Here is a 24,509-nt window from a genome sequence, read left to right as displayed (position 1 = left end):
GCAGGCGTCGGCGAGGGGGTCGTCGTCGGTGATCGGGTGTTCGAGCATGGAGGCTCCTTGAGAGAGGGTCGGCACGGGTTCAGACGGTGACGAGGACCTTGAGCGCCTCGCGCGCGTCCATGGCGGCGTAGCCGGCGGGAACGTCGGTGAGGGCGATGGTCCGGTCGAAGACGCGGCCGGGGTCGATGGTGCCGTCGAGGACCAGAGGGATCGCCTGCTCGAGGTACGCCCGAACCGGAGCGGGTCCTCCGGTGAGAGTGATGTTCTTGCCGAACAAGGACCCGAAGCCGACGGGGGCGTCCTCATACTGGGGCACTCCGACGCGCGAGATGACGCCACCGGGACGGATGACCCCGTAGGCCTGCTCGTAGGCCGGCATGTGGCCTACGGCCTCGAGGACCACGTGGCTGCCTTCGCCGCCGGTGATCTCCATCACCTCCGCGATGCCCTCGTCGCCACGCTCGGCAACGACGTGGGTAGCGCCGAAGTCGCGGCCGAGGTCGGTGCGCGCGGTGTGGCGGCCCATGAGGATGATCGTCTCGGCGCCGAGCTGCTTCGCCGCGAGGACGGCGGAGAGACCCACGGCTCCGTCACCGATGACGGTGACCGTCTTACCCGGTTCGACGCGGCCCATGTGGGCGGCGTGGTGTCCGGTGAGGTAGACGTCCGAGAGTGTCAGCAGGCTGGGGAACAGTGCGCTGTCGTTCTCGGTGACGCCGGGAACGACGACGAGGCTGCCGTCGGCGAGCGGGATGCGGGAGAGCTCGGCCTGCAGGCCGCCGACCTCGGGCGTGCCGTAGAAGCCGCCGTGCTTGCAGGCGGTGTGGAATCCGTCTCGGCAGAAGGAGCAGGTGTTGTCGCTGAAGGAGAAGGGGACGATGACGAAGTCGCCCTTCTTCACGGTGGAGACGGCGGAGCCGGTCTCCTCGACGATCCCGATGAGCTCGTGGCCCATCGGGGTGCCCTGCTCCGAGGCGGGGAGGGAGTGGTAGGGGTGCAGGTCGGAGCCGCAGATGCAGGAGCGGACCGTGCGCACGATGGCATCGGTGGGCTTCTGGATCTTGGGATCGGGGACGTTCTCGATGCGCACGTCGCCGGCGCCGAACATGAATGCTGCTCTCATGGGTTCTTCCGGTTCCTTCTTCTGTCGAATGAGGTGGGGGTGGGGAGTGGGCGGTCAGTCGGTGAGGACGCGCTTGGCGACGTTCATTGCGCCCATGCCCTTGGGCCAGCCGGCGTAGAAGGCGACGTGGGTGATCGCCTCGATCAGCTCGTCCCGGGTGAGGCCGTTCTCCACGCCGCGGCCGAGGTGGAACTCGAGCTGGTCGAGGTCGCCGCCGGCGGCGAGGACGGCGACGGTGATGAGGCTGCGGTCGCGGGGCGAGAGCTCGGGGCGGTTCCAGACGTCGTCGAAGAGCACGTCGTCGGTGAGGGCGGCGAGCTTCGGGGCGAAGTCGCCGAGGCTGCGGCGGCCTCCGCCGACCTGCTTGAGAGTGGAATCAGTCATCGTCTTCTTCTTTCGGGTCTGGGGACTGGTCTTCGCGGGAGCAGTTCGAGGGTCGTCTCGCGGGCGGTCGGTGCCGGAACCGCTTCCGCAGGAGATCCTGCTGATCGCGGTACGGTCAGGCGCAGTTCGTCGGCGTCGCCGATCGCGTCAAGCTGCTGCTCGCTCCGGCCGTCGGTACCGCCTCCTCACGTGCCACAGACGAGTCCACTCCCTTTCTGTCGTGGGCGGGAGGAACCGGTTGTGCACGTACTCACAGGGCATGTCTGGATCGGTGGGGGCGACCTAGCGTGGACGTCATGGACAACAGCAACGAGGTCCGCGAGTTCCTCACCTCCCGGAGGGCGCGTCTGCGCCCCGAGGATGTCGGCCTGCGGGACTTCGGTGGACGCCGTCGCGTTCAGGGACTGCGTCGGGAGGAGGTGGCCATGCTCGCCGGCGTCTCGACCGAGTACTACTCGCGCCTCGAACGCGGGCAGATCTCCGGCGTCTCCGAGCAGGTTCTCGATGCTCTCTCGAACGTGCTGAAGCTCGACGATGCGGAACGCGAGTACCTGGGAAACCTCGCTCGGGGAGCTCAGATCACGGCGCGAAGCAGGACGCGGAGGCCCTCTTCTCCGGGAGTGCGTTCCGGGATCCGCGCCGCGCTCGCTGCCATCACCGGAGCGCCTGCCTTCGTCCGCAACGGCGCCATGGACATCCTCGCCGCCAACGACCTGGGCCGTGCCTTCTACTCGCCGATCTACGCCAAGCGACCGTCGAGACCGAACCTGGCCAGCTTCACCGTCTTTGACCCGGCCGCGCAGACCTTCTATCCCGACTGGATCGCTGCCGTCGACGCGACCGTCGCAGTCCTTCGCCAAGAGGCAGGGCGAGACCCCTTCAACAAGCGCATCACTGAGGTCATCGGTGAACTCTCCACTCGAAGCGAGCCGTTCCGCGACCGTTGGGCGAACGCGAACGTGCGTCGCCACGACGCCGTCGCGAAGATCGCGAAGCACCCCGTGGTCGGGTCCATCACCCTCGAGCTGGTCGGGACTGAGCTGCTCGCCGATCCCGGTCTGTCGCTGATGATCTACGCCGCGACCCCCGGTACCCCCGCCGAAGACCAACTGCGCCTTCTCGGCGCTTGGGCCGCCACCAACCTGCAGGACGTCGCCGGGGCTCCCCGCGCCGACGCCTGACCCTGTGGCGGCGACGCCGACTGACACGACAGCTGCCCCTGACCGAAGGAACACCGTGAACATCGAACCCAGCTCCCCCACCGTCAAGAACCCGCCCGAGCAGTTCGCCGGCGACGTCTGGCTCGACCCGATCGTCGCTCCCCACGACGCCGACCAGCGCACCGTCGTCGCCCGCGTCCGCTTCGCGCCCGGCGCGCGCACCGCCTGGCACTCCCACGCCCGCGGCCAGTACCTCCACGTCACCGCCGGAATTGGACGCTTCGGTACTCGAGACGGCAGCATTCTCGAGCTACACGCCGGCCAGACGCTCTACACCCCGCCCGGGGAGGAGCACTGGCACGCTTCCGCGCCCGGCGTATTCATGGAGCACCTCGCGATCCTCGAGAGCGCCGACGACCCCACGACCACCACCGCCTGGGCCGATCACATCACTGACGACGAATACGAGGGCCGCTAACCGGCCCGAGAATTGCCCACCCTTCCGTCGAACGACGCACGGCATCCGCCGACCGGTCCACACCATTCCACCGACTTCGCCGGACCATCCGATCAGAAGTGAACGAAGGAGAACTGACATGCATATGCGCACACTGGGACAGGGACTCGAGGTGTCGGCGATCGGTCTGGGCTGCATGGGCATGTCCCAGAGCTACGGCCCGAATCCCGGCACCCGGGACGACATGATCACCGTGCTCCGCTCGGCAGTCGACCGCGGCGTCACCTTCTTCGACACGGCGGAGGTCTACGGCCCTTTCGTCAACGAGGAGCTCGTCGGCGAGGCCCTTCAGCCTCTCCGCGACGAGGTTGTCCTCGCCACCAAGTTCGGCTGGGACATCCAGGACGGGACGAGCGTGGGACTGAACAGCCGTCCCGACCGGATCCGCGCCGTCGCCGAGGACTCGCTGCGCCGCCTCCGCACCGACGTGATCGACCTCTTCTACCAGCACCGCGTCGATCCGGACGTCCCGATCGAGGACGTCGCCGGCACAGTCGGCGAGCTCGTCGCCGAGGGGAAGGTCCGCCACTTCGGACTGTCCGAGGCTGCCGCGGGGACGATCCGTCGCGCGCACAGCATCTTCCCCGTGACCGCTGTCCAGAGCGAGTACTCGTTGTGGACCCGCGATCCGGAGGCGGAGGTGCTGCCCACCCTCGCGGAGCTCGGTATCGGTTTCGTGCCCTTCAGCCCGCTCGGCAAGGGGTTCCTGACCGGCACGGTCGACATCTCGACGACGTTCGCGGACGGCGACGTCCGCGCCAGCATCCCCCGCTTCACCGAGGACAACCGGACCGCCAACCAGGCCCTCGTCGACCACGTGACCGACCTCGCGGCGCGCAAGAACGCGGCCCCGGGCCAGATCGCTCTGGCCTGGCTCCTCGCGCAGCAGCCGTGGATCGTCCCGATTCCGGGCACGCGTCGCACCTCCCGCATCGAGGAGAACGCCGGCGCCACGACCGTGGCCCTCTCCGCGGACGAGGTCGCCGACCTCACCGGACTCGCGCAGCGCATCGGCGTGCACGGCGACCGGTACAACGACCAGCACATGAGCTACGTCAACCGATGACCGTCGTCGTCATCCCCTCCCCCTCGACGCGGAAGAAGAACCCGTGAAGATCGCAGTACTCGGAACCGGAGCGGTCGGGTGCGCCCTCGCGGCACGCCTGGCAGGGCTGGGCCACGAGGTCGCCCTCGGCACCCGCGACGTCGAGCGGACGCTGACCCGCACAGAGCCCGACGGCTCCCCCTCGTTCGCCCAGTGGCACAGAGAGCACGAGGACATCACGATCCTGCCCTTCGCCGCCGCCGGAGCGTTCGCGGAACTCCTCCTCAACGCGACAGCCGGAGCGAACTCGCTCGCGGCACTCGACGCGGTCGGAGCGGACAACCTCGCCGGCAAGACCGTTCTCGACCTCGCCATCCCACTGGATCTCTCCCAGGGTCTCCCGCCCACCCTGACCACGGCGAACGACGACAGTCTCGGCGAGCAGATCCAACGTGCGTTCCCCAACGCACGAGTCGTGAAGTCCCTCCACACCGTCTACTTCGAGGTCATGATCGAGCCGGGAAGGATTCCCGGTCAGCACTCGATCTTCGTCGCGGGCGACCACGACGACGCCAAGCAGGAGGTCGTCAGCATCCTCCGACAGTTCGGGTGGCCCACCGACTCGATCATCGACCTCGGAGACATCACCACCGCGCGAGCGACCGAGATGTACTCCCGTCTCTTCTTCGCCCTGCACGCGCAGCTCGGCACGTTCGACTTCAACATCGCGCTCGTCCGAGCCTGACCGACGCCCCCTGACGCCTCGCCGTGATCACTCCCCCGGCCTACGGCCGGCCCGCCGAGGGGCAGGGCGGCCGTTGCAGGGCCGGCGCGGGGAGGTGATCATGTCGGTTCAGCCCTCGCTGAACAGGAGAACGAGAGTGAACGATGTACAACGCCGCCGTCAGGCGATCGCTCCCCCCAGCGTCCCGATCGGCGCGGACGCCTTCGGAGACGGCGTCGGCACCACCCTGCACTGGCTGGGGATGGCCGGCTTCCTCCTCAACGCCCGGGGAACGACGATCCTGATCGATCCGGTCCTGCACAGCTTCGACATGCCGCTGCTGATCGACATCCCTCTGGGCATCGCCGAGGTTCCCCGCGTCGATGCGGTGCTCGTCACCCACGCCGACAACGACCACTTCAGCATCCCGAGCTGCCGCGATCTGGTGCCCGTGACGGAGGCCTTCCACTCGACCCGCTACGTCGCGTCGGTGATGACGGAGGAGGCGATCCCCGGGACCGGCCACGACATCGGAGACGACTTCACCGTCGGCGACCGGGTCCGCGTCACCGTGCTGCCCGCCGATCATGCCTGGCAGAACGCCCAGCCCGGCTATCAGGGGCTTAGGTTCGAGGACGAGGACAGCTGCGGCTTCTGGATCCGGACGCCCGACGGAGTCGTGTGGGCGCCGGGCGACTCCCGCCTGATCCGCGAGCACCACCTCACGATGCCCGCGCCCGACGTCCTCCTCTTCGACTTCTCTGACAGCGAGTGGCACTTCGGATTCGACGGCGCGGTCGAGATGGCGAATGCGTATCCCGACGCCGATCTGGTCCTCCACCACTGGGGTTCCGTCGACTCGCCCGATTTCGCACCGTTCAACGCCGACCCGGCCAAGCTCTGGTCGCGCGTCGTCAACCCGTCCCGCGTCCGCGTGGTCGCTCCCGGAGAGGCCTTCACCGTCCGCTCGCGGTGAGGATGCTGTCTGTGGGCAGGCGGATCGCGGCCGGTGCCTGTGTTCTCGAAGAACGAAAGAAGCAGTGCCTCCCACCGCAGAACGGCCGCGCCGCCCTCGGTCGGTGATTCCGGCATCCGCCTCAGCCGGTCCGCGATCCGGTCCCAGCTCTCGGCCCCTACGGCGGCCAGGAGGCTCTCCTTGTCCGGGAAATGCCGGTAAGGGGCGCCGCGCGACACGTCCGCGCGCGCACCGACCTCTCGCAGGGTGACCCTCGCCGGCCCGCCCTCGTTGAGCAGCTGCCTGGCGGCGTCGAGCAGAGAGCGACGAGTGGCCGCTGAGGATTCGAGACGACTGACCATGACGACGACTCTAATGTTGACAACGTCATCTGGAGTGCTATGGTTTCAAGATGACAACGTCACCTGAAGCAGTCGAGCTCATCCTCGTCACCGGCGCCTCAACCGGCATGGGCGCCGCCACCGTCCGCGAGCTCGCCGCGCGCGGTTACCACGTGCTCGCCGGCGTCCGACGCGAGAGCGACGGTCGTGCCATCGCCGCCCCCCGCATCCAGCCCGTGCTCCTCGACATCACCCGCCCGGAGCAGATCCAGGAGGTGGCAGCCCTCATCGAGACAGACGGCCGACCGCTGAGGGCGGTCGTCAACAACGCGGGCATCGCCGTCAACGCTCCGGTCGAGGTCCTTCCGATGCAGGAGTGGCGGCGGCAGTTCGACGTCAACTTCTTCGGCCACATCGAGGTCACGCAGGCCGTGCTCCCGGCGCTGCTCAGGAGCCGAGGGCGCGTCGTCATGATCAGCTCGATCGGCGGGCGTCTCGCCCAGCCGACCTACGGGGCGTACTCCGGATCGAAGTTCGCTCTCGAGGCAGTCGCCGACTCGCTCCGTCGCGAGCTCGCGCCCACCGGGGTGCAGGTCGCGATCGTCGAACCGGGTGCCGTGCGGACGGAGATGGTCGGGCGCGGCGGGGTCACCCTGAAGAAGCTGAGCTCCGAGATGAGCGCGGAACAGGAGCGGCGGTACGGCGGCCTCATGAAGGCGATCCTTCTCCAGTCCGAGGGGTTCCTCCGCAGCGGAGTGGACGCGTCGCAGGCGGCGAGGACCATCGCGGCCGCCGCCACGGAGCGGCGGCCGAAGACCCGCTACACGATCGGCCGCGACGCGGCGATCCTGATCCGCCTCGCGCGCTTCCTGCCGGACCGCGTGCTCGACCGTCTTCTCGCGTCGTCCCTGCGCGGCCTACTGCGCAAAGTGCAGTAGCGCCGCTCCCCCGATCCCCCTCCCCCTGAACGACCATCGGAGAACACCATGACCACAACACCTGTTACCACCACCGATCGGGAAGTCGCCCGTCCCGACGGCCACCTCGACATCGACGATCGCGGTGCAGTCCTCGTCGCCCGCATCGACGGAGGGCCGCACGCTCTCTTCGACGTCGCCATCGCCAGGGAGCTCAAGGAACTGGTCGATCGAGCGGACAGGGATCCGGACATCCGCGCCGTCGTCTTCACCGGCGCGCACCCCGACCGGTTCCTCAGCCACGCCGACGTGACGTGGCTCCAGCAGGGCGGGGTCGGGTTCCCTCCCATCGGCACACGGACCGCCGGCCTGGTCGCGCGCCTCGCCACGGCGATCAACAGGACACCCGTCCTCCGGACGCTCGCGCGGAGGTCCCCGCTCAAGACCCTGCTGCAGCTCGACGAGATCCACGCGACCTTCCTGAAGATGAACGCGAGCGGCACCGTCTTCATCGCGGCGCTCAACGGCTCGGCCCTGGCCATCGGCGCGGAGTTCGCGTGGGCCTGCGACCTGCGCATCATGGCGGACGGCGACCACGTCATCGGCCTCTCCGAGGTGCTGCTCGGACTCACCCCGGGCGGCGGCGGCTCCCAGCGTCTGCCCCGCCTCATCGGCACCCAGAAGACCCTCTCCGCGGTCCTCGAAGGCAGGCCGTTCACGCCCGCCGAGGCGCTCGAGCTCGGCGCCGTCGACGAAGTGGTCCCGCAGCAGGACGTCCTCGCGCGCGCCGTCGAGCGCGCGGAGTACCTGAGCCTGCGCGCGAAGGGCTCTCTCGGCGCCGTCAAGCGCTCGCTCTACTTCGGCGCCTCCCTCCCACTGAAGGAGGGCCTGCAGTACGAGCACGCGGAGTTCCTCGTCCGCGACCAGCAGAAGGAGGCCCAGGACCGGATGCTCGGCTACATCGCCGACACGCAGAGCACCGGCGAACTCGCGTTGCTGAACCCGCAGAAGTACGCGGAGGCGCTGCGCACGGGCCGCATCGGAGCGGCGCAGTAGCGACTACAGCCCTAGTCACCACCATTCACCCCCACACGGAAAGCAGAACCCATGCCCTCTCTCACCAACGCCGTCGTCCTCGTCACCGGAGCCAACGGAGGCATCGGCACCCAGTTCGTCCACTCCGCACTCGCGCGCGGCGCCGCCAAGGTCTACGCCTCCGCCCGCATCCCTCGCACCTGGGACGACTCCCGCATCGTGCCGCTGACACTCGATGTGACCGACGCCGCGTCGATCGACGCCGCGGCCGCCGTCGCCGCCGACGTCACGGTGGTCGTCAACAATGCCGGGGGCCTGCCGCCGACCGCCAGCCTGCTCGACATCGACGAGCAGGCCGTGCGGCAGAACATGGAGATCAACTTCTTCGCTCCGCTGTTCGTGGCTCGGGCGTTCGCGCCGATCCTCGCCGAGGCGGAGAACGCTGCCCTGATCGACATCCACTCGGTCGCCAGCTGGTACGCGGGCGCGGGCGTCTACAGCGCCTCGAAGGCAGCGATCTGGTCGGCCACCAACTCGCTCCGGCTCGAACTCGCTCCTCGCGGCATCCACGTGACCGGCGTGCACATGGGATACGTCGACACTGCGATGGCGGCCCACACCGACGACGCCAAGATGCGACCCGCGGACCTCGTGACAGCGGTCCTCGACGGCGTCGAACGGGACGAGTACGAGATCGTCGCCGACGAGCTCAGCCGACAGGTGAAGGCCGGACTCGCCGCTCCGATCGAGGCTCTCTACCCCGAACTGCGCGCCCAGTAGCGCATGATCCGGCACCGCATCGACCCGCGAGCGCCCGCGACGCGGCCCCCGCGCCGTCACCGGCTACCCCCTCTCCCAGCACCCCACCGCACGCCCAGGAGCCTCCCGTGATCATCGCCTTCTTCATCATCGCCGGACTCACCGCGCTCGCTTTCGTGGGCTCGGGCCTTCTCAAGCTCGTCCGCACGTCAGCCGCCCTGAAGGAGAACGGTCTGGTGTGGGTGGACGACTTCTCACCGTCGACAGTGAGGCTGATCGGTGCGGCCGAGATCCTGGGGGGACTCGGGCTGATCCTCCCTGTCGTCACCGGCGTCGCGCCGGTGCTCGCCCAGGTCGCCGGAGCCGCCCTCGCGATTCTGATGGTCGGCGCCATCGTGGTCGATGCCCGCCACAGGTTGACCGTGATCCCCGCCGTGTTCCTCGCCCTGGCCTCGAGTGCCTCCGCCGTTCTCGGCGCCCTTGTCACCGGCTGATGGTTGCTTTTCGCGTGCAAGTTGATCCCTCGCTTCAGCTTGAGGGACGGAGAACTGAATTGCCTCGCGGATGAACTGAGGCTCAGCGACCCGCTCCGGATCGATGCGTGAGACGAAGCTGCCGGGCGACGGGACGATCTGCACCAGTCCCTCCTCGCGCAGAAGCATGAGGCTGTCCGGCCATGGCGGCGCACCCTGATGAAGAGAAGATGACTTCCGCAGACCTGAGCGGGTTCCCGGCCGCGGCGGCGAGCAGCAGGTCGGACAGCAGCTCTTGGCCCTTGCCGTCGAAGTAGGCGTCGGTCTTCGCGTTCATCGCCGGGGTGCCGGAGGCGAAGTGCGTCGCGAGCTTCGCGGCCTTGGTGTCGTCGGTGACGTAGGAGAGGGCGTTCCACCACCAGGTCGCGTCTTCGAACGCGACGCGCTGCGGGTCGAACACCCACACGTGGCCCTTGGCGGCGCGCACGTCGCGGGTCGCGTCGAGCACGTCCCGCTTGTTCGACGTCGTGACCACGGCGCCGGGCGCGGCCATGATCGCGGGGATGACGAGGGAGGTCGACGTGCCCACGCGAGGGCCGGCGATCAGCAGCATCATGTCCTCGAACGAGGCGTAGAGCATCTGCGGCGGCCTCGCCGAGTCCGAAGCCGGTGGCGACATTGCTCGCGAACGCATCGGAGGCGGCGGAGGCCGAGGTGATGCCGCTCGCCATTACGGTGAAGCAGACCAGGAACGTGACGAAGTGGATCCCGAACGCCCTGTGCGCGTAGAGGGCGGCACCCGCGGCCTGCGGGAACTTGGTGACGAGCTCGAGAGAGGAGCAGGCGGTCAGCGTCGCGACGACGAAGGCGATCACGAACGGCAGCCATGCGGCGCCTCCCACCTCGGCCGCCACCTGGCCTGTCAGCGCGTAGATGCCGGTGCCGAGGATGTCGCCGACGACGAACAGCAGCAGCAGTTTCGGGCCGAGCACGCGCTTCAGCTCGGGTGGGGCGCTGGTCTCTTATGTCGCGGTCATGCTCGGCGCCTCCCCCGGTTGCGGATGAGCGCGAGCCTACGACCGAGGGGCCCGCCCGCGGCAGGGCGCCGGCCCGCCGCGATCAGGCGGTGCAGGCATCCGCGCGACGACGGCGAGGTGCGGGCGGGCGGGCGGCGTGGAGCGCGAGTGCGACTCCGTCACCTCGAGTCCCGCGGCGGCCAGCGCGTCGGAGAGCCCCCGCTCGGACCAGAAGAAGGCCCCGGTGATCGCGTGCTTGAAGGGCTCGCCCGACGGACCGAGGAAGGCGCCGATCAGCAGGGAGCCGCCGGGGCGCAGCACCCTGGCGAGCTCCCGGAACAGCGGCGGGCACTGCTCGGGAGGCGTGTGGATCACCGAGTACCAGGCGAGGACACCCGCGAACCGCGCGTCCTCGTAGGGGAGGCTCCGGAGATCGCCGACGTCGTAGTCGGCGAGCGGGAACCGTCGACGGGCGGAGTCCACGAACTCGGGGACCAGCTCGATCCCCGTCACGTCGCTCCCGCGGTGGCGGAGGAGGTCTGTCCAGTGCCCGGGGCCGGATCCGGCGTCGAGGAGCGGGCCCGCGACCGCCGCCGCCCAGCCGGTGATCCGGGCCACGTCCTCCGGATGCATGGCCTCGATCGATCCGAGCGCGGCCGAGTACTCCTCGGCGCGCTCCGCGTAGGCGCGCTGCACCTCGATCGTCATGATCTCCTCCTCCCGGGCGAGAAGGCTGCCTCCGCTCACCGCGGGAGAGCATACGGCCCCGGTGCCGCAACGAGCGCCGCCTCATCGACAGCCCGTCGCCGGTGGCGACGAGCCGCAGAGGCGTGCTTCCGACGGTCGGTCATCGAGCGATCCCGAGCTCCCCGTGATCGAAGGACACCATGCTCGTTCCAGTCCGCGCTTCCCGACGCCGCGGTCGCCACCCAGGCCGGCCACCGCCGAGGCCGCGGCGGTCCCGGACGCCCGCTCAGGCGGAGTGGGCCCGCAGGAACGCCAGCGCCCGCGGCCACGCGTCGGTCGCCGCCTCCGCCTGGTACGTCTGCTCGTTCGCGTCGTTGAAGAACGCGTGCCCGGCCCCCGGGTAGACCACCACCTCCACGTCCTTGCCCGCCGTGGCCTCCCGGATGGTCGGCACCTGCTCGACGAGCGGCGCGTCCTGATCGCCGACGAACGCGAGCACCGGCACCGGCAGGGCCGCCAGCTCCTGCGCGGAGGCGGTGACGTGCCCGTAGAAGGGCACCGCCGCCGCCAGGCGCGGCTCGGCCAGCGCGAGGGCCCACGAGAAGGTGCCGCCGTAGCAGAAGCCCGTCACCGCGACGCTCGTCATCCCCTCCTGACGCAGCAGCCGCTCGACGAGCGCGCGAAGGATCGCGACAGTCCGCGTGCCGTGCTCCGGAGTGAAGACGGGAGCGAAGAACGTGCGCAGCTCCACCTGGCGAGGCAGACGACGCACCGGGTGGTCGTAGTCCGCCCGCTGCTCCTCGTCGAGCTGCTCGAGCAGCCCACTCTCGGCGAGCAGCTCCGGCGCGATCACGCTGTAGCCCTCCGCGGCGTACCGGTCGGCGACCGAGCGGATATGGCCGTCGACCCCCCACACCTCGTGGATGAGGATCAGCGCGCGGCCGCCCTCTCCGCTCCGGTACACCGGTACATCGTGCTCGGCCAGGGTCCAGGTCTCATCGCTCGTGGGCATGAGCGCACCCTAGCCGGGCATTCCGGGAGAATCGGCGGCTCGGCGTTCGCGCTCGGGCGCGACACACCGCGTCACACCGCGAGGACATCCAGCTAGGGCAGGACTTCGATCAGCACCGCAGTGAACTGGGTCGACTCCTCACCCGCATGAGCGTGCAGATCGATTCCCATCACCCAGAGCGGCCTCACGTGCGCCGCGCCGACAGCCCTCCGACTCGCGCGGTTGGTCATCGGCTTCCGGACCGTCTCACGGGTCTTGCCCGCATTCTTCGGAGCGTCATTCCCGATCCAGTACAGCAGAACGCGCTTGACCCCCGGAACCCGCTTCACTCCTGAGCGAAGGTCTCGCAGTTTCGCCGAGTCGTCCTTCATCTTCTGAACCGAGAAGCGTCCGGCTTCAATGAGGATCGGGGCGCCTCCTCCGCGAGGGGTCAGGACGACATCGACCCGCTTCGGGTTGCCAGCCCCTGACGCGTAGGGCACTTCCCATCCGACCCTGTACTCCCTGAAAGCGGGAGACATCATCAGGTACTGGTAGAGGAACTGCACAAAGGTCACTTCGTAGAACTCGCTCTTCGACGAAGCCTGAGCGGGCAAGCCTTGCGTGAGCACGAAGAGATCGGTGGCCGAACGCTGCGCAGCCGGCTCCAACAACTGCATCAGAGATTTCTCGATCTGGTGGAGGGATGGCCGTGGACGCCCCTTGTCGAAGCGCGCAAGGAAACGAGACATGATCGCGACGGTACACGACAGGACACCTCCGAAAAGGGGATGATCGAGCGCATCGAGAAGAGGCATTCGATCGCCCGACGGGCCTCGGTCGGCGTGCAGCTCGGTTCTTCGCGAGAGACCGCGCGCTCACGACTCCCGCGGTGCGGCCGACAGAATGTCGTCCCACTCGAGGGCGCGCTCGAAACGGAAGCCGTGCCGCTCGTAGAGCCGCCGGGCAGCGCTGCCCTTCAGTACGTCGAGGCGGAAGGGCAGGCCCTGGCGCGCCTCCTCCCGCATCACCCGGCGCAGCACGGCGCCGCCGATGCCGCGGCCCTGAGTGTGCGACGCGAGGTAGAAGTGCTCGATCCAGACAGCGTCGCCCTCGAGTCGGACGGCGATGCTCCCGGCGAAGACGCCGTCGACCTCGATCACCTGCGTCCGCTCAGGCCGGTAGCCCTCGAGGAAGCGGTTCCGTACCCGGTGCTCGTCGTAGCGGCCGAGTGCCTCGAGGGAGGGTCGCATGACCACCGCGCGCAGCTCGGCGATCGCGGTCGCGTCGGCCTGTGTCGCTGGGCGGAGTGTCCAGGTCGGCTCAGCGCCCACGGGGCTTCCTGGTGCGCCGGACCGCGGGCGCCGAGGCCTTCGCGCGGGCCGGCTTCTTCTTCCCGCCGCCCGCGCGCCCGGCCTTCTCGCGCGCCTCCCTGGCCCTGGCCTTCGCCGCCTTGGCCCGCGACTCGACCTTCGGAGTCGCGGCTGTCCCGCGCGTCGTGTTCGCGCTGCGGCCGCGGACGACACCGATGAAGTCCTCGACATCGTCCCCCTTCTCCGCCGTCACCCACGCCAGCCGGACGGACGAGCGCGCGACGCCCGAGACGGGCACCGCGCTGATGTCCTTGCGGCCGTGCACGCGGGCGACGGACTGGGGCACGATGAGCACACCCACGCCGGCAGCGACCTGCTCGACGGCGTCATCGAGACCCGCCATCCGGGGCAGCGGGCGACGCGAGCCGTCGGCGATCTCGGACGCGACGGCGGCCCACTCCGGCACGTCGGCGGGCTCCTGCAGGAGGTGCTCCTCGGCGAGGTCGGCGACGGCGAGCTCCTCGGCCCCGGCCAGCGGGTGCTCGCGCCAGAGGACGGCAACCGGCTGCTCGTCGTAGAGGTGGATCGAACTCAGGGCCGGCGAGGCGAGGCCGCCGCGCACGAACGCGAGCTGCGCGCGACCCGCGAGCAGCGCCTCCTCCTGCTCGCGCTCGGTCACGACGGTGATGCGCAACGGCAGATCGGCGCGCCGGTGGCCCCAGACGCGGGTCCAGGTGGTGGGGGTCACGCCCGCGACGAGGGCGATCGCCAGCGCGGGCCCGGCGGAGGCGTCGGCGCCGTCCGGCACCGTCGCCGGGTGGTCGGGCACCGCCTCCGCAGCCCCCTGGTGGTCGCCGGTTCCGGGGTGCTCGCTCATCCCCCCAGGGTAGGTGCTCCGCGCGGCGCCGGTAGGGTTGCCGCATGGCCAAGGCGACACAGACGATGAAGGCTGCGACCGCGGCGAAGAAGCTACAGGTCTACCTGCCCGCGACCCCCGCAGAGTTCCAGGCGTCGGCGATCACCCGCGAGCAGTACGACGAGCTCGTCGCGAACCCGCCCGCCTGGCTCGTGCAGCTGCGCGAGGAGGGGCCGCACCCGCGCTCCGTCATCGCCTCCCGGCTCAACGTCTCGATCTCGGGCCTGGCCCGCGGCGGCGTCACCGAGGCGCTGACCACTCCCGAGATCCAGGCCCTGCTCGACGAGGTCCCCGAGTGGCTGCGCGTCGAGCAGAACCGCTACGCCGAGGTCCGCCGTGAGCAGGCCCGCATCAAGTCCGAGCGCGCCGCCAGGTCCGCCGACTGAGCCGGGCGGCTACTGGTTCGAGAGGGCGGCGTCGAATGAGGCGGTCGGCGTCGTCCAGCGCAGCGAGCGGATGTAGCCCAGGCCTCCTTCGCGCCGTGCAGTCGGTCCCCGAGCGTGCGGGCGACGCGGGCCTAGCGCTTCGTGTCCTCGGCCGCCCGCTGACGCACCCCCTCCGGCTCGCCGTCACCCAGGTGTCGTCGCGAACGAGGGCCCGGTGGCGGACGTCGATCGGGTCGTCGCAGACGGCCTGACCGGCGAGGTGGTTCGAGATCGCGAAGAGCTCGAGACCGTACCGGTCGAGGATCTCGAGCCGCGAGGCGACGTCGGCGTCGTCCTGGTCGGCGCGCTGGAGGTCGAGGTGGACGCTCGAGGCCGCGATCTCGAGACCGTCGTAGCCCCACTCCGAGACGAGGCGGTCCACCTCCTCGAAGGGCAGGTCGGCCCACTGGCCGGTGAACAGCGTCAGGGATGCGTCACGGCGTACGTCTTCTCGTCGTTCCTGCGGCGACCTCCGTCCGGTCGTCGGCGGCGGGCACGGTGACCCAGGCACCGGTCTCCGCCGCGTCGAGGACGGCCTCGGTGATGAGCGCCGCGCGCAGGCCGTCGTCGAAGGTGGGCAGACCCGCGACCTCGTTCCCCGCCACGGCGGCGTAAGTGTCGCGGGCGAACGCCGTGAAGGCGTCCTGATAGCCCATCGGGTGTCCGCTCGGCACGATCGAGAGCCGTGCGGCATCGGGAGCGAGGATCGACGCGTCGCGCGGCACCAGCACCGCGCTTCCACGGCGACCGACCCAGAGCGTCTCCGGCAGCTCCTGCTCGAAGCGCAGCGACTCCTCGAGCCCCGAGACCTCGAGCACCAGCTCGTTGCGGTGCCCCGCGGTCACCTGCGAGACGAGGAGCGTTCCCACGGCGCCGCCCTCGAGCCGCACGATTGCTCCGGCCACGTCCTCCGTCTCGACCGGGCGACCGCCGCGCTCGGCGTGCACGGTGCTCGTGATCGCGGCGAGCGAGCCGATCCGCTCGCCGGTCACGAACTCGAGGAGATCGACGAGGTGCGAGCCGATGTCGCCGAAGGCGCGCGAGCGGCCGCCGACCGCCGGGTCGACCCTCCAGTCGTCGTCCGAGGCGCCGAGCAGCCAGTCCTGGAGGTAGCTGCCGCGCACCGTGACGAGCCGGCCCGTCTCGCCCGCCGCCACCCGGGCCCGTGCCTCGCGCACCATCGGGTGGAAACGGTAGGCGAAGGGGACTGTCGCGACCACGCGGGCCGACGACGCGGCATCGGCGAGCGCCTGCGCCTCCTGCACAGTCGCGGCGAGCGGCTTCTCGCACACCATGTGCTTGCCCGCCTCGATCGCGGCGAGTGCGAGCTCGGCGTGTGTCGCGTTCGGCGTGCAGACGTGCACGACGTCGATGCTCTCGTCCTCGATCAGGGCGCGGGCGTCCGGGTAGGCGCGCTCGAATCCGAGCTCGGCGGCGGCCCGCTCGCCCTTCGCGGGGCTGGAGGAGGCGACTCCCGCCAGGACCGCGCCGGCGCTGCGGGCCGCACGGCTGTGCACAGCGGCCATGAAGCCTCCGCCGAGCACCCCCGCGCGCAGAGGTGCGTCCATCAAGCGAGGGTCGCTTCGCCCGGGTCCCAGTTCTCGGGGAGCGCGGGTCGCGGCGCCACTGTGCTCGTGACGAGCACCTTCTCGCCGTTCTCGGCGGCGTCGAGAAGCGAGAGCATCACGTCCGTGACGTGGTACGCCAGCTCGCCGGAGGCCGCCTCTGGCCGGTCGGCCCGGATCGCGCGGGCGAGCTCGAGCACGCCGGTGCCGCGAGAGGCGGTCGAGCCCGTCGCCGCGATGACCTCGGGCTCCTCGGAGCCGCGGCGATGCAGTGTGAGCTCGCCGTCGTGCATGTTCGGATCGGGGAGGACGAGGGTTCCCTCCGTGCCGTTGATCTCGACGAAGCCGGTGCGCGGCAGACTCGACTCGAAGCTCCACACGCCCTGGGCGGAGGCGCCGGACTCGAAGCGCAGGAGTCCGCCGATGTGCGTCGGGATGGTCACCGGGAACTCGGTGCCCTCCTTGGGTCCGGAGCCGACGATGCGGCTCGCCCGAGCCTGCGAGGAGACCGCGGTGACGCTCTCGACGGGGCCGAGGTTCTGCACGAGGGTGGTGATGTAGTACGGCCCCATGTCCAGCAGCGGGCCGCCGCCCGGCGCGAAGAAGAACTCGGGGTTCGGGTGCCACGCCTCGGGGCCGGGGCCTTGGAACAGGGTGAGTGCCGAGAGCGGCGTGCCGATCGCTCCGCTCTCGATGACGCGCTGCGCGGTCTGCAGCCCGGCGCCGAGGAAGGTGTCGGGCGCGGTCGCGACACGCACGCCCTTCTCCTTCGCCAGGGCGAGCAGCTCGAGGCCGCTCTCGCGGTCGAGCGAGAACGGCTTCTCGGTCCAGACGTGCTTGCCGGCCTCGACCGCGCGGCGCGCGACCTCGACGTGCGCGGCGGGGATCGTGAGGTTCACGACGATCTCGATGCCCTCGTGGGCGAGGAGCTCGTCGACGCTGCCCGAGGCGGGGACCCCGAACGCCTCGGCCTGGGCCTCCGCTCGTTCCACATCGATGTCGGCCACGAAGAGCACCTCGAGGTCCGGGAACACGGTGAGGTTGGTCAGGTACTGCGTGCTGATAGTGCCGGCGCCGATCACGCCGACACCCACGCGGCCCGCGCCGTTCATGCGCCGAGCCCCGAGACGTAGCGGTGAGCCGACCCCAGGCCCGCGAGGCGGTCGAGCGTGGCGGGGAGGTCTGCGGCGAGCGGCTCGCGGAGCTGGACTGAGAGGTCTGAGGGTGTGGCCACCGGCGGGGCTCCTGATCGACGTCGGACAATGGTTTCCCGACCCTACGCCGACTTTTGCTCGCCTACAAGCAAAACTCCTTCGGGAGGGGTACGCGAAGTCGGGGCTCCGGCGCGCAGAAGAGAGGCCCTGTGGTTGACTCTCGCCATGCCACCGGCCCGCCGATCCTCTGTCAGTGCGGTCGGCGAGATGCTGCTGCTCCTGGCCGACGGTGCCCCGCGCACCCGCGCAGATCTGGTCGCCGAGACCGGCCTGCCCCGCGCTGCGGTCTCGGCGCAGCTTGAGGTACTCACCGCCTCCGGCCTCATCGCCCGGCGAGACGACGCTCCCTCCTCCGGGGGCCGACCCGCCGCCCGGGTGGCCTTCGACCCCGACGCGCGCAGCCTCCTCGCGATCGACCTCGGCGCCGCCCACGCCGTGGTCGCGCTCACCGATCTCGACGGGCGCGTCCTCGCCCGGCGCCGCGAGGTTATCGCCATCGCGGACGGCCCGCTCGCCGTGCTCGGTCACGCCCTCGACGTCGCCGCCGCGCTCCTCGGCAGGACGCCCGAGGCCGGGCCGCTCGCCGGCGTCGGAGTCGGAGTGCCGGGCCCTGTCGAGCATGCGACCGGTCGCCCGGTCAAGCCGCCGATCATGCCCGGCTGGGACCGGTTCGACATCCCCGAGTTCATCGCGCGGCGCCTGCCCGTTCCCGTGCTGGTCGACAACGACGTCAACCTGCTCGCGCTCGGCGAGCACGCGGACCACTACCCCGACGTGGACGACCTCCTCTACGTGAAGGTCTCCACCGGCATCGGCGCCGGGATCGTCAGCGGCGGCGGACTGCAGCGTGGTGCGCTCGGAGCCGCGGGCGACCTGGGCCACGTGCAGGTGCCGGGAGACCGCGGCGAGGCCGACCTCGAGGCGATCGCGAGCGGCTCGGCCATCGCCCGCCGCCTCGCCGAGGCGGGCCGCGACGCCTCCTCCACCTCGGACGTGGTGACCCTGCTGACCGCGGGCGACCCGATGACCGTCGAGCTCACCCGAGCAGCCGGCCGCGACATCGGCGAGGTCCTCGCCACCTGCGTGAACCTGCTCAACCCCTCCGTGATCGTCATCGGCGGCAGCGTCGCAGAAGCGAGCCACGAGGTCCTCGCCGGCGTGCGCGAGGTGGTCTACCGCCGCTCCCTTGCGCTGGCGACCCGCTCCCTCGACATCGTGCAGGCCGCGGCCCAGGGCGGAGGCGTGCGCGGCAGCGCCCTGATGGTGCGCCGCCACCTCCTCTCGCGCGCCCAGGTCGACGCGTTCCTCGCCGCCTGAGGCGCCGGCCGCCTCGCGGATCGACACGGACGCGCGGCGTGCCGATTCGGCGCTGCGAGCGATCGAGCAGAGAATGAATCGGTGCCCGATCTGCAGCTCTCGTTCCCCTGGGAGACTCAGCCCGTCTTCGTGGACGCCGAGCCCCCGCACCTCCGGAGGGTCGTCGCCGACTCCTCGGACCGCGTCGCCTGGCTCCGCGCCCGCTCCCGCGGCATCACAGCGACCGACGTCGCCCGCCTCTCCTCCCCCGCCGCGATCGGTAGGGCGGCGCTCGACAAGCTCTACGGCACCGGCTTCGGCGGCAACGCCTTCACCGATCACGGCCGTGCCCGCGAGCCGGAGATCGCCGCCTGGGTGCGGAGCGAGCACGCGATCGAGCCCAGCAGCACCCTCTTCCACGCGAGCCAGGAGCGCCGCCACCTCGCCACCCCCGACGGCATCGGGCTGCGCGACGACGGACGGCTTGAGCTGTGCGAGATCAAGACCACGACGAAGCCGTGGCGCAGCATTCCCCGCCACTACCTGCGCCAGGTGTTCTGGCAGCAGTACGTCCTCGGCGCCGAGCGGACGCTGGTCGTCTGGGAGCAGCATCGCGACTTCGTGCCGATCGACGACGAGCCGCAGTGCCGCTGGGTCGACCGCGACGAGAACGAAATCCACGTGCTCGTCCGCCTGGCCGGGATGCTGATGGCCGAGCTGCACGAGAGAACCCGCGCGGGCGTGCGGTGACCGTCCTCCTCCTGCACGGCCTGGGCGGCGACCGCTCCCAGCCGCTCGGGCTGCTGCGATCGGCGCTCCCGGTCGGCTCCGAGGTCATCGCCCCCGATGTCCGCGCGCACGGTGCCTCCGAGGTCGAGGGCGCGCCCGGAGACTTCGCCCTCGAGTCTCTGGCGGACGAGGTCACCGAGGAGGTGGTCCGGGCCGGAGCCGCGCACAAGCCGCTCACGGTGCTCGGCATCTCGATGGGCGCCGCCCTCGGCCTGCGGCTTGCCGTGCGCCGGGTGCTACCCATCGACCGAGCGGTGTTCGTCCGCCCCGCCTTCACCGCCGAGCCGCTGCCCGAGAATCTCACGGTGTTCCCCGTGATCGCTCAGCTCCTGCACGATCACGGTCCGAAGCGCGGCGAGCGGATGTTCCGCGCCTCCGGGCTCTTCGCGCGTGCCGCCGAGGTCTCGCCCGCGTCCGCGGAGGTGCTCACTCTGCAGTTCCGCTCTCCGCTCGCGCAGGAACGCGCCGTCCGCCTGGCCGAGGTCCCGCGCAACGCCGCCTACCGCGACTCCGCCGAGCTCGGCGAGGTGATCGCCCGCACGCTGGTGATCGCGGCGGAGCGCGACCCGGTGCATCCGGTCGCGGTCGCGGAGGCGTGGGCTAGCGCTCTCCCCGGCGCGGACCTCGAGCGGGTGCCGTCGCGCGATGAGGGTTTCGCGCAGCAGCAGGACCGGATCCGCGGCCACGTGCGCGACTGGCTCGGGCAGCGCTGAGCTCCTCGACGGCGAGCACCAGGCCCACGGCCGCCAGCCACAGCACGGCGATCGCCGTCGCGACGAACTCGAGCGTGCCGCCGAGCGGGAGCCAGACCCGCAGCAGCGACAGGATCCCTCCTGTGCCGGCGACCACCGCCACCGCGATCCCGGCCGCGAGCGACAGGCGTGCAAGAGCAGGACGCTCCCGTGTCGTCGCCAGCTGGAGCATCGCGACGCACGCCGCCGCGAAGCCGAGCACAGCGGCGGACGTGTGGATCAGGTCCTGCCAACTGAAGGCCGGACCCACCGGCAGCGGGCAGCCCGCCGTGCACGTCACCTGCGAGGCCAGCGCGAAGCAGGCCGCGGCCAGGAGGATCGCCGCGGCCGGCGGGAGCGCGCTCAGCAGGCGCGCCCGCACCGCCCAGGCGCCGGCGGCGATCAGCCCGCCGCCCGCCGCGACCAGCAGCAGCGCGATCTCGAAGGCAGCGGCCGTGGGAAGGTCGGGCGCACCCATCTCGCTGACGTAGACCCAGCGGCTGCTTCCGATGCTGAACCGCGCCGCAAGGAGGACCCCGAGACCCGCTAGCACCAGCAGCGCGCCGCCCGCGAGCAGAGGTCCTCGTCGGCGGCGCATCCCCTCATCGTGCCAGACCGCTCCGGAGGCTCCTCCGCGCGGGCACGCCAATCTTCTCCCACGGGTGACACCCCCGTAACAGGGCCGACTCATTGCGTCGCTTGACTGGAGACGGCGTCGGGATGCGGGCATCGGGGGCGACGCCGGTCGACAGGACCTCCACCGCCGCGACACGAAAGGCGATGATGCACACCAGCGCGCTCGGGCACGGCCTCGCGATTGGCGAGATCCCTGAGGAGGTACTCCTCCCCGACACGATGACCGCAGCGGTGATCGACGCGCCGGGAGACGCCTCCGTCCTGCACCTGGCGACGGTGCCGACACCGTCATCGATCAACGCCGAGTTCACCGTGAAGGTGGTCGCCGCGGGAGTGAACCCGCTCGACGCGACGACGCGGGCCGGCCGAGGAGTCGCCTCGCAGATCGCGTCGTACCCGGCGGTGCTCGGCCACGACTTCTCGGGAGTCGTGGTCTCGAGCCCCTACCCCGCGCATCCGCTCCGCCCGGGCGACGAGGTGTACGGCTTCGTGATGGTGCCTCGGTACTCCGGCTCCTATGCCGAGTACGTCAGCGTCCCGAGTGTCTCGATCGCCAGGAAGCCCTCGACCCTCTCGCACGTCGAGGCGGCGGGCGTGCCGCTCGCGGCTCTGACCGCCTGGGGCATGGTGGTCGAGCTCGCGAAGGCACACGAGGGCCAGCGGATCCTGATCCACGCCGGATCGGGCGGCGTCGGCCACTTCGCCGTGCAGTTCGCCGCCTACTTCGGAGCGTCGGTGATCGCGACCGGCTCGACCCGCAACGTGCAGTGGCTCCGCGAGCTCGGCGCCTCCCGGGTGATCGACCACACCGCCGAGCGCTTCGACGAGGTCCTCGCCGGGATCGACGTGGTGATCGACCTCGTCGGCAACGCGCACGACGACACCGGCTCGCGCTCGCTCAAGGTCCTACGTCCCGGCGGCCTGATGGTCACGGCGCCGACGAGCGGCTGGCCCGGGTTCTTCGAGGAGGCCGCGGCGGCCGGCGTGCGCGCCTCCGGTTACCGCGTCGCGCCCGACGGCGCGACCCTGGCCGTCGTCTCGCGCCTGCTCGAGTCGGGTGACGTGCGCGTCCTCATCGACAGCATCCTCCCGCTCGCCCGAGCCTGCGAAGCCCACGAGCAGCTCGAGACCGGGCACACCCGCGGCAAGATCGTGCTCACCGTCTCCGAGGGCTGACCCGCCGCCATGCACTGAGGGAGCCCCGGACCGTCGAGAGGGCCTGCCCTCACGGGCGGCCTCGACGGTCCGGGTTTCCCTCACTCGCGGTCGCCTCGTCAGAGGGCGCGCTCGAGGACGAAGTCGTCCTCGTAGCGGCCGCCGACCAGGAAGCGCTTCGTGCCCACCACCTCGAAGCCGTGCTTCGCGTAGAAGCGGCGCGCCCGCTCGTTCTCCTGGTTCACGCCGAGCCACATGCCACGCGCCCCGCCCGCCCGCGCGTCGTCGATGCTCGCGACCATCAACCGGGCGGCAACGCCCGAGCCGTGCCAGGCGGGCAGGGCGTAGCACTTGCTCAGCTCGACTCCCGGCCGATGGGTAATCGTGGAATCGGCGTCCGCATCGGCGGGCTCGCCGCGGATGATCATGGTGTACCCGAGCGCCCCGGTCGCGTCCTCGGCGACGAACAGCACCCGAGCGTCATCGGCCAGGTACTCGCGGAACCGCTCGACCGACAGCACCGTGCGGATGAACTCGGCCTTCGCCTCCCGGGTCGTGTGCGGCGGGCAGGCGAGCGGGAAGGTGACCGCCGCGACCGACGAGAGCGCCGCGGCATCAGAGGCGACGGCGCGGCGGATCGTTACAGGCGAGGGGGAGGGATCGGACACTCCGACCAGTATGCCCGCCGCGGGGAGCACCCCGGAGACGACGAGGGAGGGGACCCGCCGAAGCGGGCCCCCTCCCCGTCACTGCCGAGCCGAGGCTCAGGCGAGGACGTTGACGTCCAGCGGGATGCCGGGACCGAAGGTCGTCGAGACGGCGGCCTTCTGGATGTAGCGGCCCTTCGAGGAGGACGGCTTCAGGCGGACGATCTCGTCGAGAGCAGTCTTGAAGTTCTCCTGGAGCTGCTCCTCGGTGAAAGCGGCCTTGCCCACGACGAGGTGCACGTTGGCGTGCTTGTCGACGCGGAACTCGATCTTGCCGCCCTTGATCTCGGTCACGGCCTTCGCGACGTCCGGGGTCACGGTGCCGGTCTTCGGGTTGGGCATGAGGCCGCGGGGGCCGAGCACCTTGCCGAGACGGCCGACCTGGCCCATGAGCTCCGGGGTCGAGACGGCGGAGTCGAACGAGGTGTAGCCGCCCGCGACCTTCTCGATCAGCTCGGAGCCGCCGACCTCGTCGGCACCCGCGGCCAGAGCGGCCTCGGCGGCCGGGCCGGTCGCGAACACGATGACGCGGGCGGTCTTGCCCGTGCCGTGCGGGAGGATGACCGTGCCGCGGACCATCTGGTCGGCCTTGCGCGGGTCGACGCCGAGCTTGAGGGCGACCTCGACGGTGCTGTTGAACTTGGCGGAACCGGTCTCGCGAGCGAGCGCGACGGCCTCATCGGGGCTGTAGAACTTGCCCTCTTCGAGCTTGGCCGCTGCGGCCCGGTAGGCCTTCGACTTCTGTGCCATGTTGTTTCTCCTTGAAACGAGAATGTGGTTCTAGAGCCTGGCGGGCTCTCCCACGGGGAGTTGGAGTTCTGGGTGTGCCGTGATCACGGCCGGGAGTGCTGCTCGTAGGAGGCAGAGAGCTCGCGCGGAGGCTTTTCGAGGCGCGTGATGCGACCCCATTGAGGGGTCGCCGTTGCGTTCTCGAGGCGTCCGCGGTGAGTCCGCGCTTGTCAGCGCGGGGCTGCCGCCTGTGAAGAGCGCTTCGCGCTATTCGACAGTGATGCCCATGCTGCGCGCCGTTCCGGCGATGATCTTCGCCGCGGCGTCGATGTCGTTGGCGTTGAGGTCGACCTGCTTCGCCTCGGCGATCTCGCGGACCTGCGCCTGGGTGAGCTTCGCGACCTTCACGGTGTGCGGGGTCGACGAGCCCTTGGCGACGCCGGCGGCCTTCTTGATGAGCTCCGCCGCGGGCGGGGTCTTCAGGATGAAGGTGAACGAGCGGTCCTCGTAGACGGTGATCTCGACGGGGACGACGTTGCCGCGCTGCGATTCGGTCTGCGCGTTGTACGCCTTGCAGAACTCCATGATGTTGACGCCGTGCTGACCGAGCGCCGGACCGATCGGGGGCGCGGGGTTCGCCGCGCCGGCCTTGATCTGGAGCTTGATCAGGCCGGTGACCTTCTTCTTGGGGGCCATTCTGATTCCTTTTCTCAGGGTTCGAGCGGTCGGGGGCTCCCGACCGCTCTCCCGCTCATCCGACGGTGTCGGATCGCGGTGGAGGCTCGGGCCGGCGCGCACACGGAGGGGCGCCGACACACAACCCCCAAGAGCCTACACGAGGGGCAGCGCCCCCGACAGGTCGAAGACCACCCGCGCGACCCGCAAGAGATCCAGAGCGCGAGGTCA

Annotated in this window: 28 protein-coding genes and 4 pseudogenes; 14 read left to right on the top strand and 18 right to left on the bottom strand. The window is 70.5% G+C overall.

The features are described 5' to 3' along the window. Nucleotides 1–79: 79 nt before the first annotated feature. Nucleotides 80–1,123, bottom strand: a complete 1,044-nt coding sequence (locus tag GSU10_RS03315; protein ID WP_199220844.1) for a zinc-binding dehydrogenase — start codon at nt 1,121–1,123, stop codon at nt 80–82. A gap of 54 nt (nt 1,124–1,177) precedes the next feature. After that, nucleotides 1,178–1,507 carry a carboxymuconolactone decarboxylase family protein gene (locus GSU10_RS03310; RefSeq protein WP_068207717.1) on the bottom strand — a complete coding sequence of 110 codons (330 nt, stop codon included), beginning with the start codon at nt 1,505–1,507 and terminating at the stop codon, nt 1,178–1,180. Nucleotides 1,508–1,803: 296 nt separating this feature from the next. Between GSU10_RS03310 and GSU10_RS03305 the strand changes: the two genes are divergently transcribed. The 5 genes from GSU10_RS03305 to GSU10_RS03285 all read left to right on the top strand — a co-directional run bounded on the left by GSU10_RS03305 (nt 1,804) and on the right by GSU10_RS03285 (nt 5,929). Further along, nucleotides 1,804–2,688, top strand: a complete 885-nt coding sequence (locus GSU10_RS03305; RefSeq protein ID WP_068207720.1) for a helix-turn-helix transcriptional regulator — start codon at nt 1,804–1,806, stop codon at nt 2,686–2,688. Between the two features lie 55 nt (nt 2,689–2,743). After that, nucleotides 2,744–3,145: a (R)-mandelonitrile lyase gene (locus GSU10_RS03300; protein WP_068207723.1), complete on the top strand. Its 402-nt coding sequence runs from the start codon at nt 2,744–2,746 to the stop codon at nt 3,143–3,145. Nucleotides 3,146–3,263: 118 nt separating this feature from the next. Further along, nucleotides 3,264–4,250: an aldo/keto reductase gene (locus GSU10_RS03295; protein WP_068207726.1), complete on the top strand. Its 987-nt coding sequence runs from the start codon at nt 3,264–3,266 to the stop codon at nt 4,248–4,250. A gap of 43 nt (nt 4,251–4,293) precedes the next feature. Further along, the gene (locus GSU10_RS03290) at nt 4,294–4,974 is read left to right on the top strand and encodes an NADPH-dependent F420 reductase (RefSeq protein WP_068207729.1); all 681 of its coding nucleotides are present in this window, start codon (nt 4,294–4,296) and stop codon (nt 4,972–4,974) included. A gap of 136 nt (nt 4,975–5,110) precedes the next feature. Further along, on the top strand, nt 5,111–5,929 hold the full coding sequence (locus tag GSU10_RS03285) for an MBL fold metallo-hydrolase (protein ID WP_236713487.1): 819 nt from the start codon (nt 5,111–5,113) through the stop codon (nt 5,927–5,929). A gap of 218 nt (nt 5,930–6,147) precedes the next feature. Here GSU10_RS03285 and GSU10_RS15450 read toward each other — a convergent pair. Further along, nucleotides 6,148–6,270: pseudogene (locus GSU10_RS15450) on the bottom strand (TetR family transcriptional regulator); the annotation flags it as partial. 50 nt (nt 6,271–6,320) lie between these two features. Between GSU10_RS15450 and GSU10_RS03275 the strand changes: the two are divergent. From GSU10_RS03275 to GSU10_RS03260, 4 genes are all read left to right on the top strand, one after another. Beyond that, the gene (locus GSU10_RS03275; RefSeq protein WP_068207734.1) at nt 6,321–7,187 is read left to right on the top strand and encodes an SDR family NAD(P)-dependent oxidoreductase; all 867 of its coding nucleotides are present in this window, start codon (nt 6,321–6,323) and stop codon (nt 7,185–7,187) included. 48 nt (nt 7,188–7,235) lie between these two features. Then, the gene (locus GSU10_RS03270; RefSeq protein ID WP_068207737.1) at nt 7,236–8,222 is read left to right on the top strand and encodes an enoyl-CoA hydratase/isomerase family protein; all 987 of its coding nucleotides are present in this window, start codon (nt 7,236–7,238) and stop codon (nt 8,220–8,222) included. 51 nt (nt 8,223–8,273) lie between these two features. After that, nucleotides 8,274–8,981 (top strand): SDR family oxidoreductase, encoded by a 708-nt coding sequence (locus GSU10_RS03265; RefSeq protein WP_068207740.1) that lies wholly within the window; start codon nt 8,274–8,276, stop codon nt 8,979–8,981. Between the two features lie 107 nt (nt 8,982–9,088). Further along, entirely contained in the window at nt 9,089–9,454 is a 366-nt protein-coding gene (locus GSU10_RS03260) for a DoxX family protein (protein ID WP_068207743.1), read from the top strand. Between the two features lie 235 nt (nt 9,455–9,689). Here GSU10_RS03260 and GSU10_RS15695 read toward each other — a convergent pair. The 7 genes and pseudogenes from GSU10_RS15695 to GSU10_RS15440 form a co-directional block, all read right to left on the bottom strand. After that, nucleotides 9,690–10,076: pseudogene (locus GSU10_RS15695) on the bottom strand (type IV secretory system conjugative DNA transfer family protein); the annotation flags it as partial. A gap of 13 nt (nt 10,077–10,089) precedes the next feature. Further along, nucleotides 10,090–10,434: pseudogene (locus GSU10_RS15690) on the bottom strand (amino acid permease); the annotation flags it as partial. A 72-nt stretch (nt 10,435–10,506) separates the two neighbouring features. Next, the gene (locus GSU10_RS03245; protein ID WP_236713488.1) at nt 10,507–11,196 is read right to left on the bottom strand and encodes a class I SAM-dependent methyltransferase; all 690 of its coding nucleotides are present in this window, start codon (nt 11,194–11,196) and stop codon (nt 10,507–10,509) included. A 226-nt stretch (nt 11,197–11,422) separates the two neighbouring features. Continuing rightward, the gene (locus tag GSU10_RS03240) at nt 11,423–12,148 is read right to left on the bottom strand and encodes a dienelactone hydrolase family protein (RefSeq protein WP_068207751.1); all 726 of its coding nucleotides are present in this window, start codon (nt 12,146–12,148) and stop codon (nt 11,423–11,425) included. A 92-nt stretch (nt 12,149–12,240) separates the two neighbouring features. Further along, nucleotides 12,241–12,879, bottom strand: coding sequence for a hypothetical protein (locus GSU10_RS03235; protein ID WP_208859922.1), 639 nt, complete (start codon nt 12,877–12,879; stop codon nt 12,241–12,243). 126 nt (nt 12,880–13,005) lie between these two features. Beyond that, entirely contained in the window at nt 13,006–13,461 is a 456-nt protein-coding gene (locus tag GSU10_RS03230; RefSeq protein WP_068207758.1) for a GNAT family N-acetyltransferase, read from the bottom strand. After that, nucleotides 13,451–14,317, bottom strand: a complete 867-nt coding sequence (locus GSU10_RS15440) for a LysR substrate-binding domain-containing protein (protein WP_082844925.1) — start codon at nt 14,315–14,317, stop codon at nt 13,451–13,453. Before GSU10_RS15440 ends, GSU10_RS03230 begins: the two co-directional genes overlap by 11 nt. Before the next feature lie 44 nt (nt 14,318–14,361). On the opposite strand from GSU10_RS15440, the gene GSU10_RS03220 reads away from it, so the two are divergent. Next, entirely contained in the window at nt 14,362–14,742 is a 381-nt protein-coding gene (locus GSU10_RS03220) for a DUF5997 family protein (RefSeq protein WP_068207759.1), read from the top strand. Between the two features lie 134 nt (nt 14,743–14,876). On the opposite strand, the pseudogene GSU10_RS03215 reads toward GSU10_RS03220, so the two are convergent. The 4 genes and pseudogenes from GSU10_RS03215 to GSU10_RS15600 form a co-directional block, all read right to left on the bottom strand. Beyond that, nucleotides 14,877–15,208 (bottom strand): annotated as a pseudogene (locus tag GSU10_RS03215) (sugar phosphate isomerase/epimerase); the annotation flags it as partial. Between the two features lie 7 nt (nt 15,209–15,215). Beyond that, nucleotides 15,216–16,349: a Gfo/Idh/MocA family protein gene (locus tag GSU10_RS03210; RefSeq protein WP_068207761.1), complete on the bottom strand. Its 1,134-nt coding sequence runs from the start codon at nt 16,347–16,349 to the stop codon at nt 15,216–15,218. After that, on the bottom strand, nt 16,349–17,458 hold the full coding sequence (locus tag GSU10_RS03205) for a Gfo/Idh/MocA family protein (RefSeq protein ID WP_068207762.1): 1,110 nt from the start codon (nt 17,456–17,458) through the stop codon (nt 16,349–16,351). The genes GSU10_RS03210 and GSU10_RS03205 overlap by 1 nt, the downstream gene beginning before the upstream one ends. Further along, complete coding sequence (locus GSU10_RS15600; protein ID WP_269085047.1) at nt 17,455–17,580, bottom strand: hypothetical protein; 126 nt, start codon at nt 17,578–17,580, stop codon at nt 17,455–17,457. The genes GSU10_RS03205 and GSU10_RS15600 overlap by 4 nt, the downstream gene beginning before the upstream one ends. A 145-nt stretch (nt 17,581–17,725) precedes the next feature. Here GSU10_RS15600 and GSU10_RS03200 point away from each other — a divergent pair, with 145 nt between their 5' ends. The 3 genes from GSU10_RS03200 to GSU10_RS03190 all read left to right on the top strand — a co-directional run bounded on the left by GSU10_RS03200 (nt 17,726) and on the right by GSU10_RS03190 (nt 20,358). Further along, nucleotides 17,726–18,877 (top strand): ROK family protein, encoded by a 1,152-nt coding sequence (locus GSU10_RS03200; RefSeq protein ID WP_068207765.1) that lies wholly within the window; start codon nt 17,726–17,728, stop codon nt 18,875–18,877. 129 nt (nt 18,878–19,006) lie between these two features. Beyond that, nucleotides 19,007–19,606: a YqaJ viral recombinase family protein gene (locus GSU10_RS03195; RefSeq protein WP_241972905.1), complete on the top strand. Its 600-nt coding sequence runs from the start codon at nt 19,007–19,009 to the stop codon at nt 19,604–19,606. Further along, nucleotides 19,603–20,358, top strand: a complete 756-nt coding sequence (locus GSU10_RS03190; protein ID WP_068207774.1) for an alpha/beta fold hydrolase — start codon at nt 19,603–19,605, stop codon at nt 20,356–20,358. Before GSU10_RS03195 ends, GSU10_RS03190 begins: the two co-directional genes overlap by 4 nt. On the opposite strand, the gene GSU10_RS03185 is transcribed toward GSU10_RS03190, so the two are convergent. After that, nucleotides 20,246–20,974, bottom strand: coding sequence for a DUF998 domain-containing protein (locus GSU10_RS03185; RefSeq protein ID WP_158286091.1), 729 nt, complete (start codon nt 20,972–20,974; stop codon nt 20,246–20,248). The genes GSU10_RS03190 and GSU10_RS03185 overlap by 113 nt on opposite strands. Nucleotides 20,975–21,159: 185 nt before the next feature. On the opposite strand from GSU10_RS03185, the gene GSU10_RS03180 reads away from it, so the two are divergent. Next, a complete protein-coding gene (locus GSU10_RS03180) occupies nt 21,160–22,188 on the top strand; it encodes an NADP-dependent oxidoreductase (RefSeq protein ID WP_422395425.1) in 1,029 nt (342 codons plus the stop codon). 98 nt (nt 22,189–22,286) lie between these two features. Here the strand turns inward: GSU10_RS03180 and GSU10_RS03175 are convergent, their stop codons facing one another. From GSU10_RS03175 to rplK, 3 genes are all read right to left on the bottom strand, one after another. Next, the gene (locus GSU10_RS03175) at nt 22,287–22,835 is read right to left on the bottom strand and encodes a GNAT family N-acetyltransferase (protein ID WP_082844997.1); all 549 of its coding nucleotides are present in this window, start codon (nt 22,833–22,835) and stop codon (nt 22,287–22,289) included. A gap of 96 nt (nt 22,836–22,931) precedes the next feature. Next, nucleotides 22,932–23,624: a 50S ribosomal protein L1 gene (gene rplA, locus GSU10_RS03170; protein ID WP_132504756.1), complete on the bottom strand. Its 693-nt coding sequence runs from the start codon at nt 23,622–23,624 to the stop codon at nt 22,932–22,934. A 246-nt stretch (nt 23,625–23,870) separates the two neighbouring features. Continuing rightward, complete coding sequence (gene rplK / locus GSU10_RS03165) at nt 23,871–24,299, bottom strand: 50S ribosomal protein L11 (protein ID WP_068208795.1); 429 nt, start codon at nt 24,297–24,299, stop codon at nt 23,871–23,873. Between the last annotated feature and the right edge of the window lie 210 nt (nt 24,300–24,509).

This window comes from Rathayibacter tanaceti (assembly GCF_009834165.1).
Classification (GTDB): Bacteria; Actinomycetota; Actinomycetes; order Actinomycetales; family Microbacteriaceae; genus Rathayibacter; species Rathayibacter tanaceti.
The sequence above is the reverse complement of the archived record's forward strand: the minus strand, read 5'-3'. Positions and strand labels throughout refer to the sequence as shown.

Excerpts from the sequence above, each read along its gene's own strand:
- GSU10_RS03315 (WP_199220844.1), bottom strand. The coding sequence starts at position 1,123 with ATGAGAGCAGCATTCATGTTCGGCGCCGGCGACGTGCGCATCGAGAAC.
- GSU10_RS03310 (WP_068207717.1), bottom strand. The coding sequence starts at position 1,507 with ATGACTGATTCCACTCTCAAGCAGGTCGGCGGAGGCCGCCGCAGCCTC.
- GSU10_RS03305 (WP_068207720.1), top strand. The coding sequence starts at position 1,804 with ATGGACAACAGCAACGAGGTCCGCGAGTTCCTCACCTCCCGGAGGGCG.
- GSU10_RS03295 (WP_068207726.1), top strand. The coding sequence starts at position 3,264 with ATGCATATGCGCACACTGGGACAGGGACTCGAGGTGTCGGCGATCGGT.
- GSU10_RS03275 (WP_068207734.1), top strand. The coding sequence starts at position 6,321 with ATGACAACGTCACCTGAAGCAGTCGAGCTCATCCTCGTCACCGGCGCC.
- GSU10_RS03270 (WP_068207737.1), top strand. The coding sequence starts at position 7,236 with ATGACCACAACACCTGTTACCACCACCGATCGGGAAGTCGCCCGTCCC.
- GSU10_RS03265 (WP_068207740.1), top strand. The coding sequence starts at position 8,274 with ATGCCCTCTCTCACCAACGCCGTCGTCCTCGTCACCGGAGCCAACGGA.
- GSU10_RS03240 (WP_068207751.1), bottom strand. The coding sequence starts at position 12,148 with ATGCCCACGAGCGATGAGACCTGGACCCTGGCCGAGCACGATGTACCG.
- GSU10_RS03235 (WP_208859922.1), bottom strand. The coding sequence starts at position 12,879 with ATGTCTCGTTTCCTTGCGCGCTTCGACAAGGGGCGTCCACGGCCATCC.
- GSU10_RS15440 (WP_082844925.1), bottom strand. The coding sequence starts at position 14,317 with ATGAGCGAGCACCCCGGAACCGGCGACCACCAGGGGGCTGCGGAGGCG.
- GSU10_RS03220 (WP_068207759.1), top strand. The coding sequence starts at position 14,362 with ATGGCCAAGGCGACACAGACGATGAAGGCTGCGACCGCGGCGAAGAAG.
- GSU10_RS03210 (WP_068207761.1), bottom strand. The coding sequence starts at position 16,349 with ATGGACGCACCTCTGCGCGCGGGGGTGCTCGGCGGAGGCTTCATGGCC.
- GSU10_RS03205 (WP_068207762.1), bottom strand. The coding sequence starts at position 17,458 with ATGAACGGCGCGGGCCGCGTGGGTGTCGGCGTGATCGGCGCCGGCACT.
- GSU10_RS03200 (WP_068207765.1), top strand. The coding sequence starts at position 17,726 with ATGCCACCGGCCCGCCGATCCTCTGTCAGTGCGGTCGGCGAGATGCTG.
- GSU10_RS03185 (WP_158286091.1), bottom strand. The coding sequence starts at position 20,974 with ATGCGCCGCCGACGAGGACCTCTGCTCGCGGGCGGCGCGCTGCTGGTG.
- GSU10_RS03180 (WP_422395425.1), top strand. The coding sequence starts at position 21,160 with ATGCACACCAGCGCGCTCGGGCACGGCCTCGCGATTGGCGAGATCCCT.
- rplA (WP_132504756.1), bottom strand. The coding sequence starts at position 23,624 with ATGGCACAGAAGTCGAAGGCCTACCGGGCCGCAGCGGCCAAGCTCGAA.
- rplK (WP_068208795.1), bottom strand. The coding sequence starts at position 24,299 with ATGGCCCCCAAGAAGAAGGTCACCGGCCTGATCAAGCTCCAGATCAAG.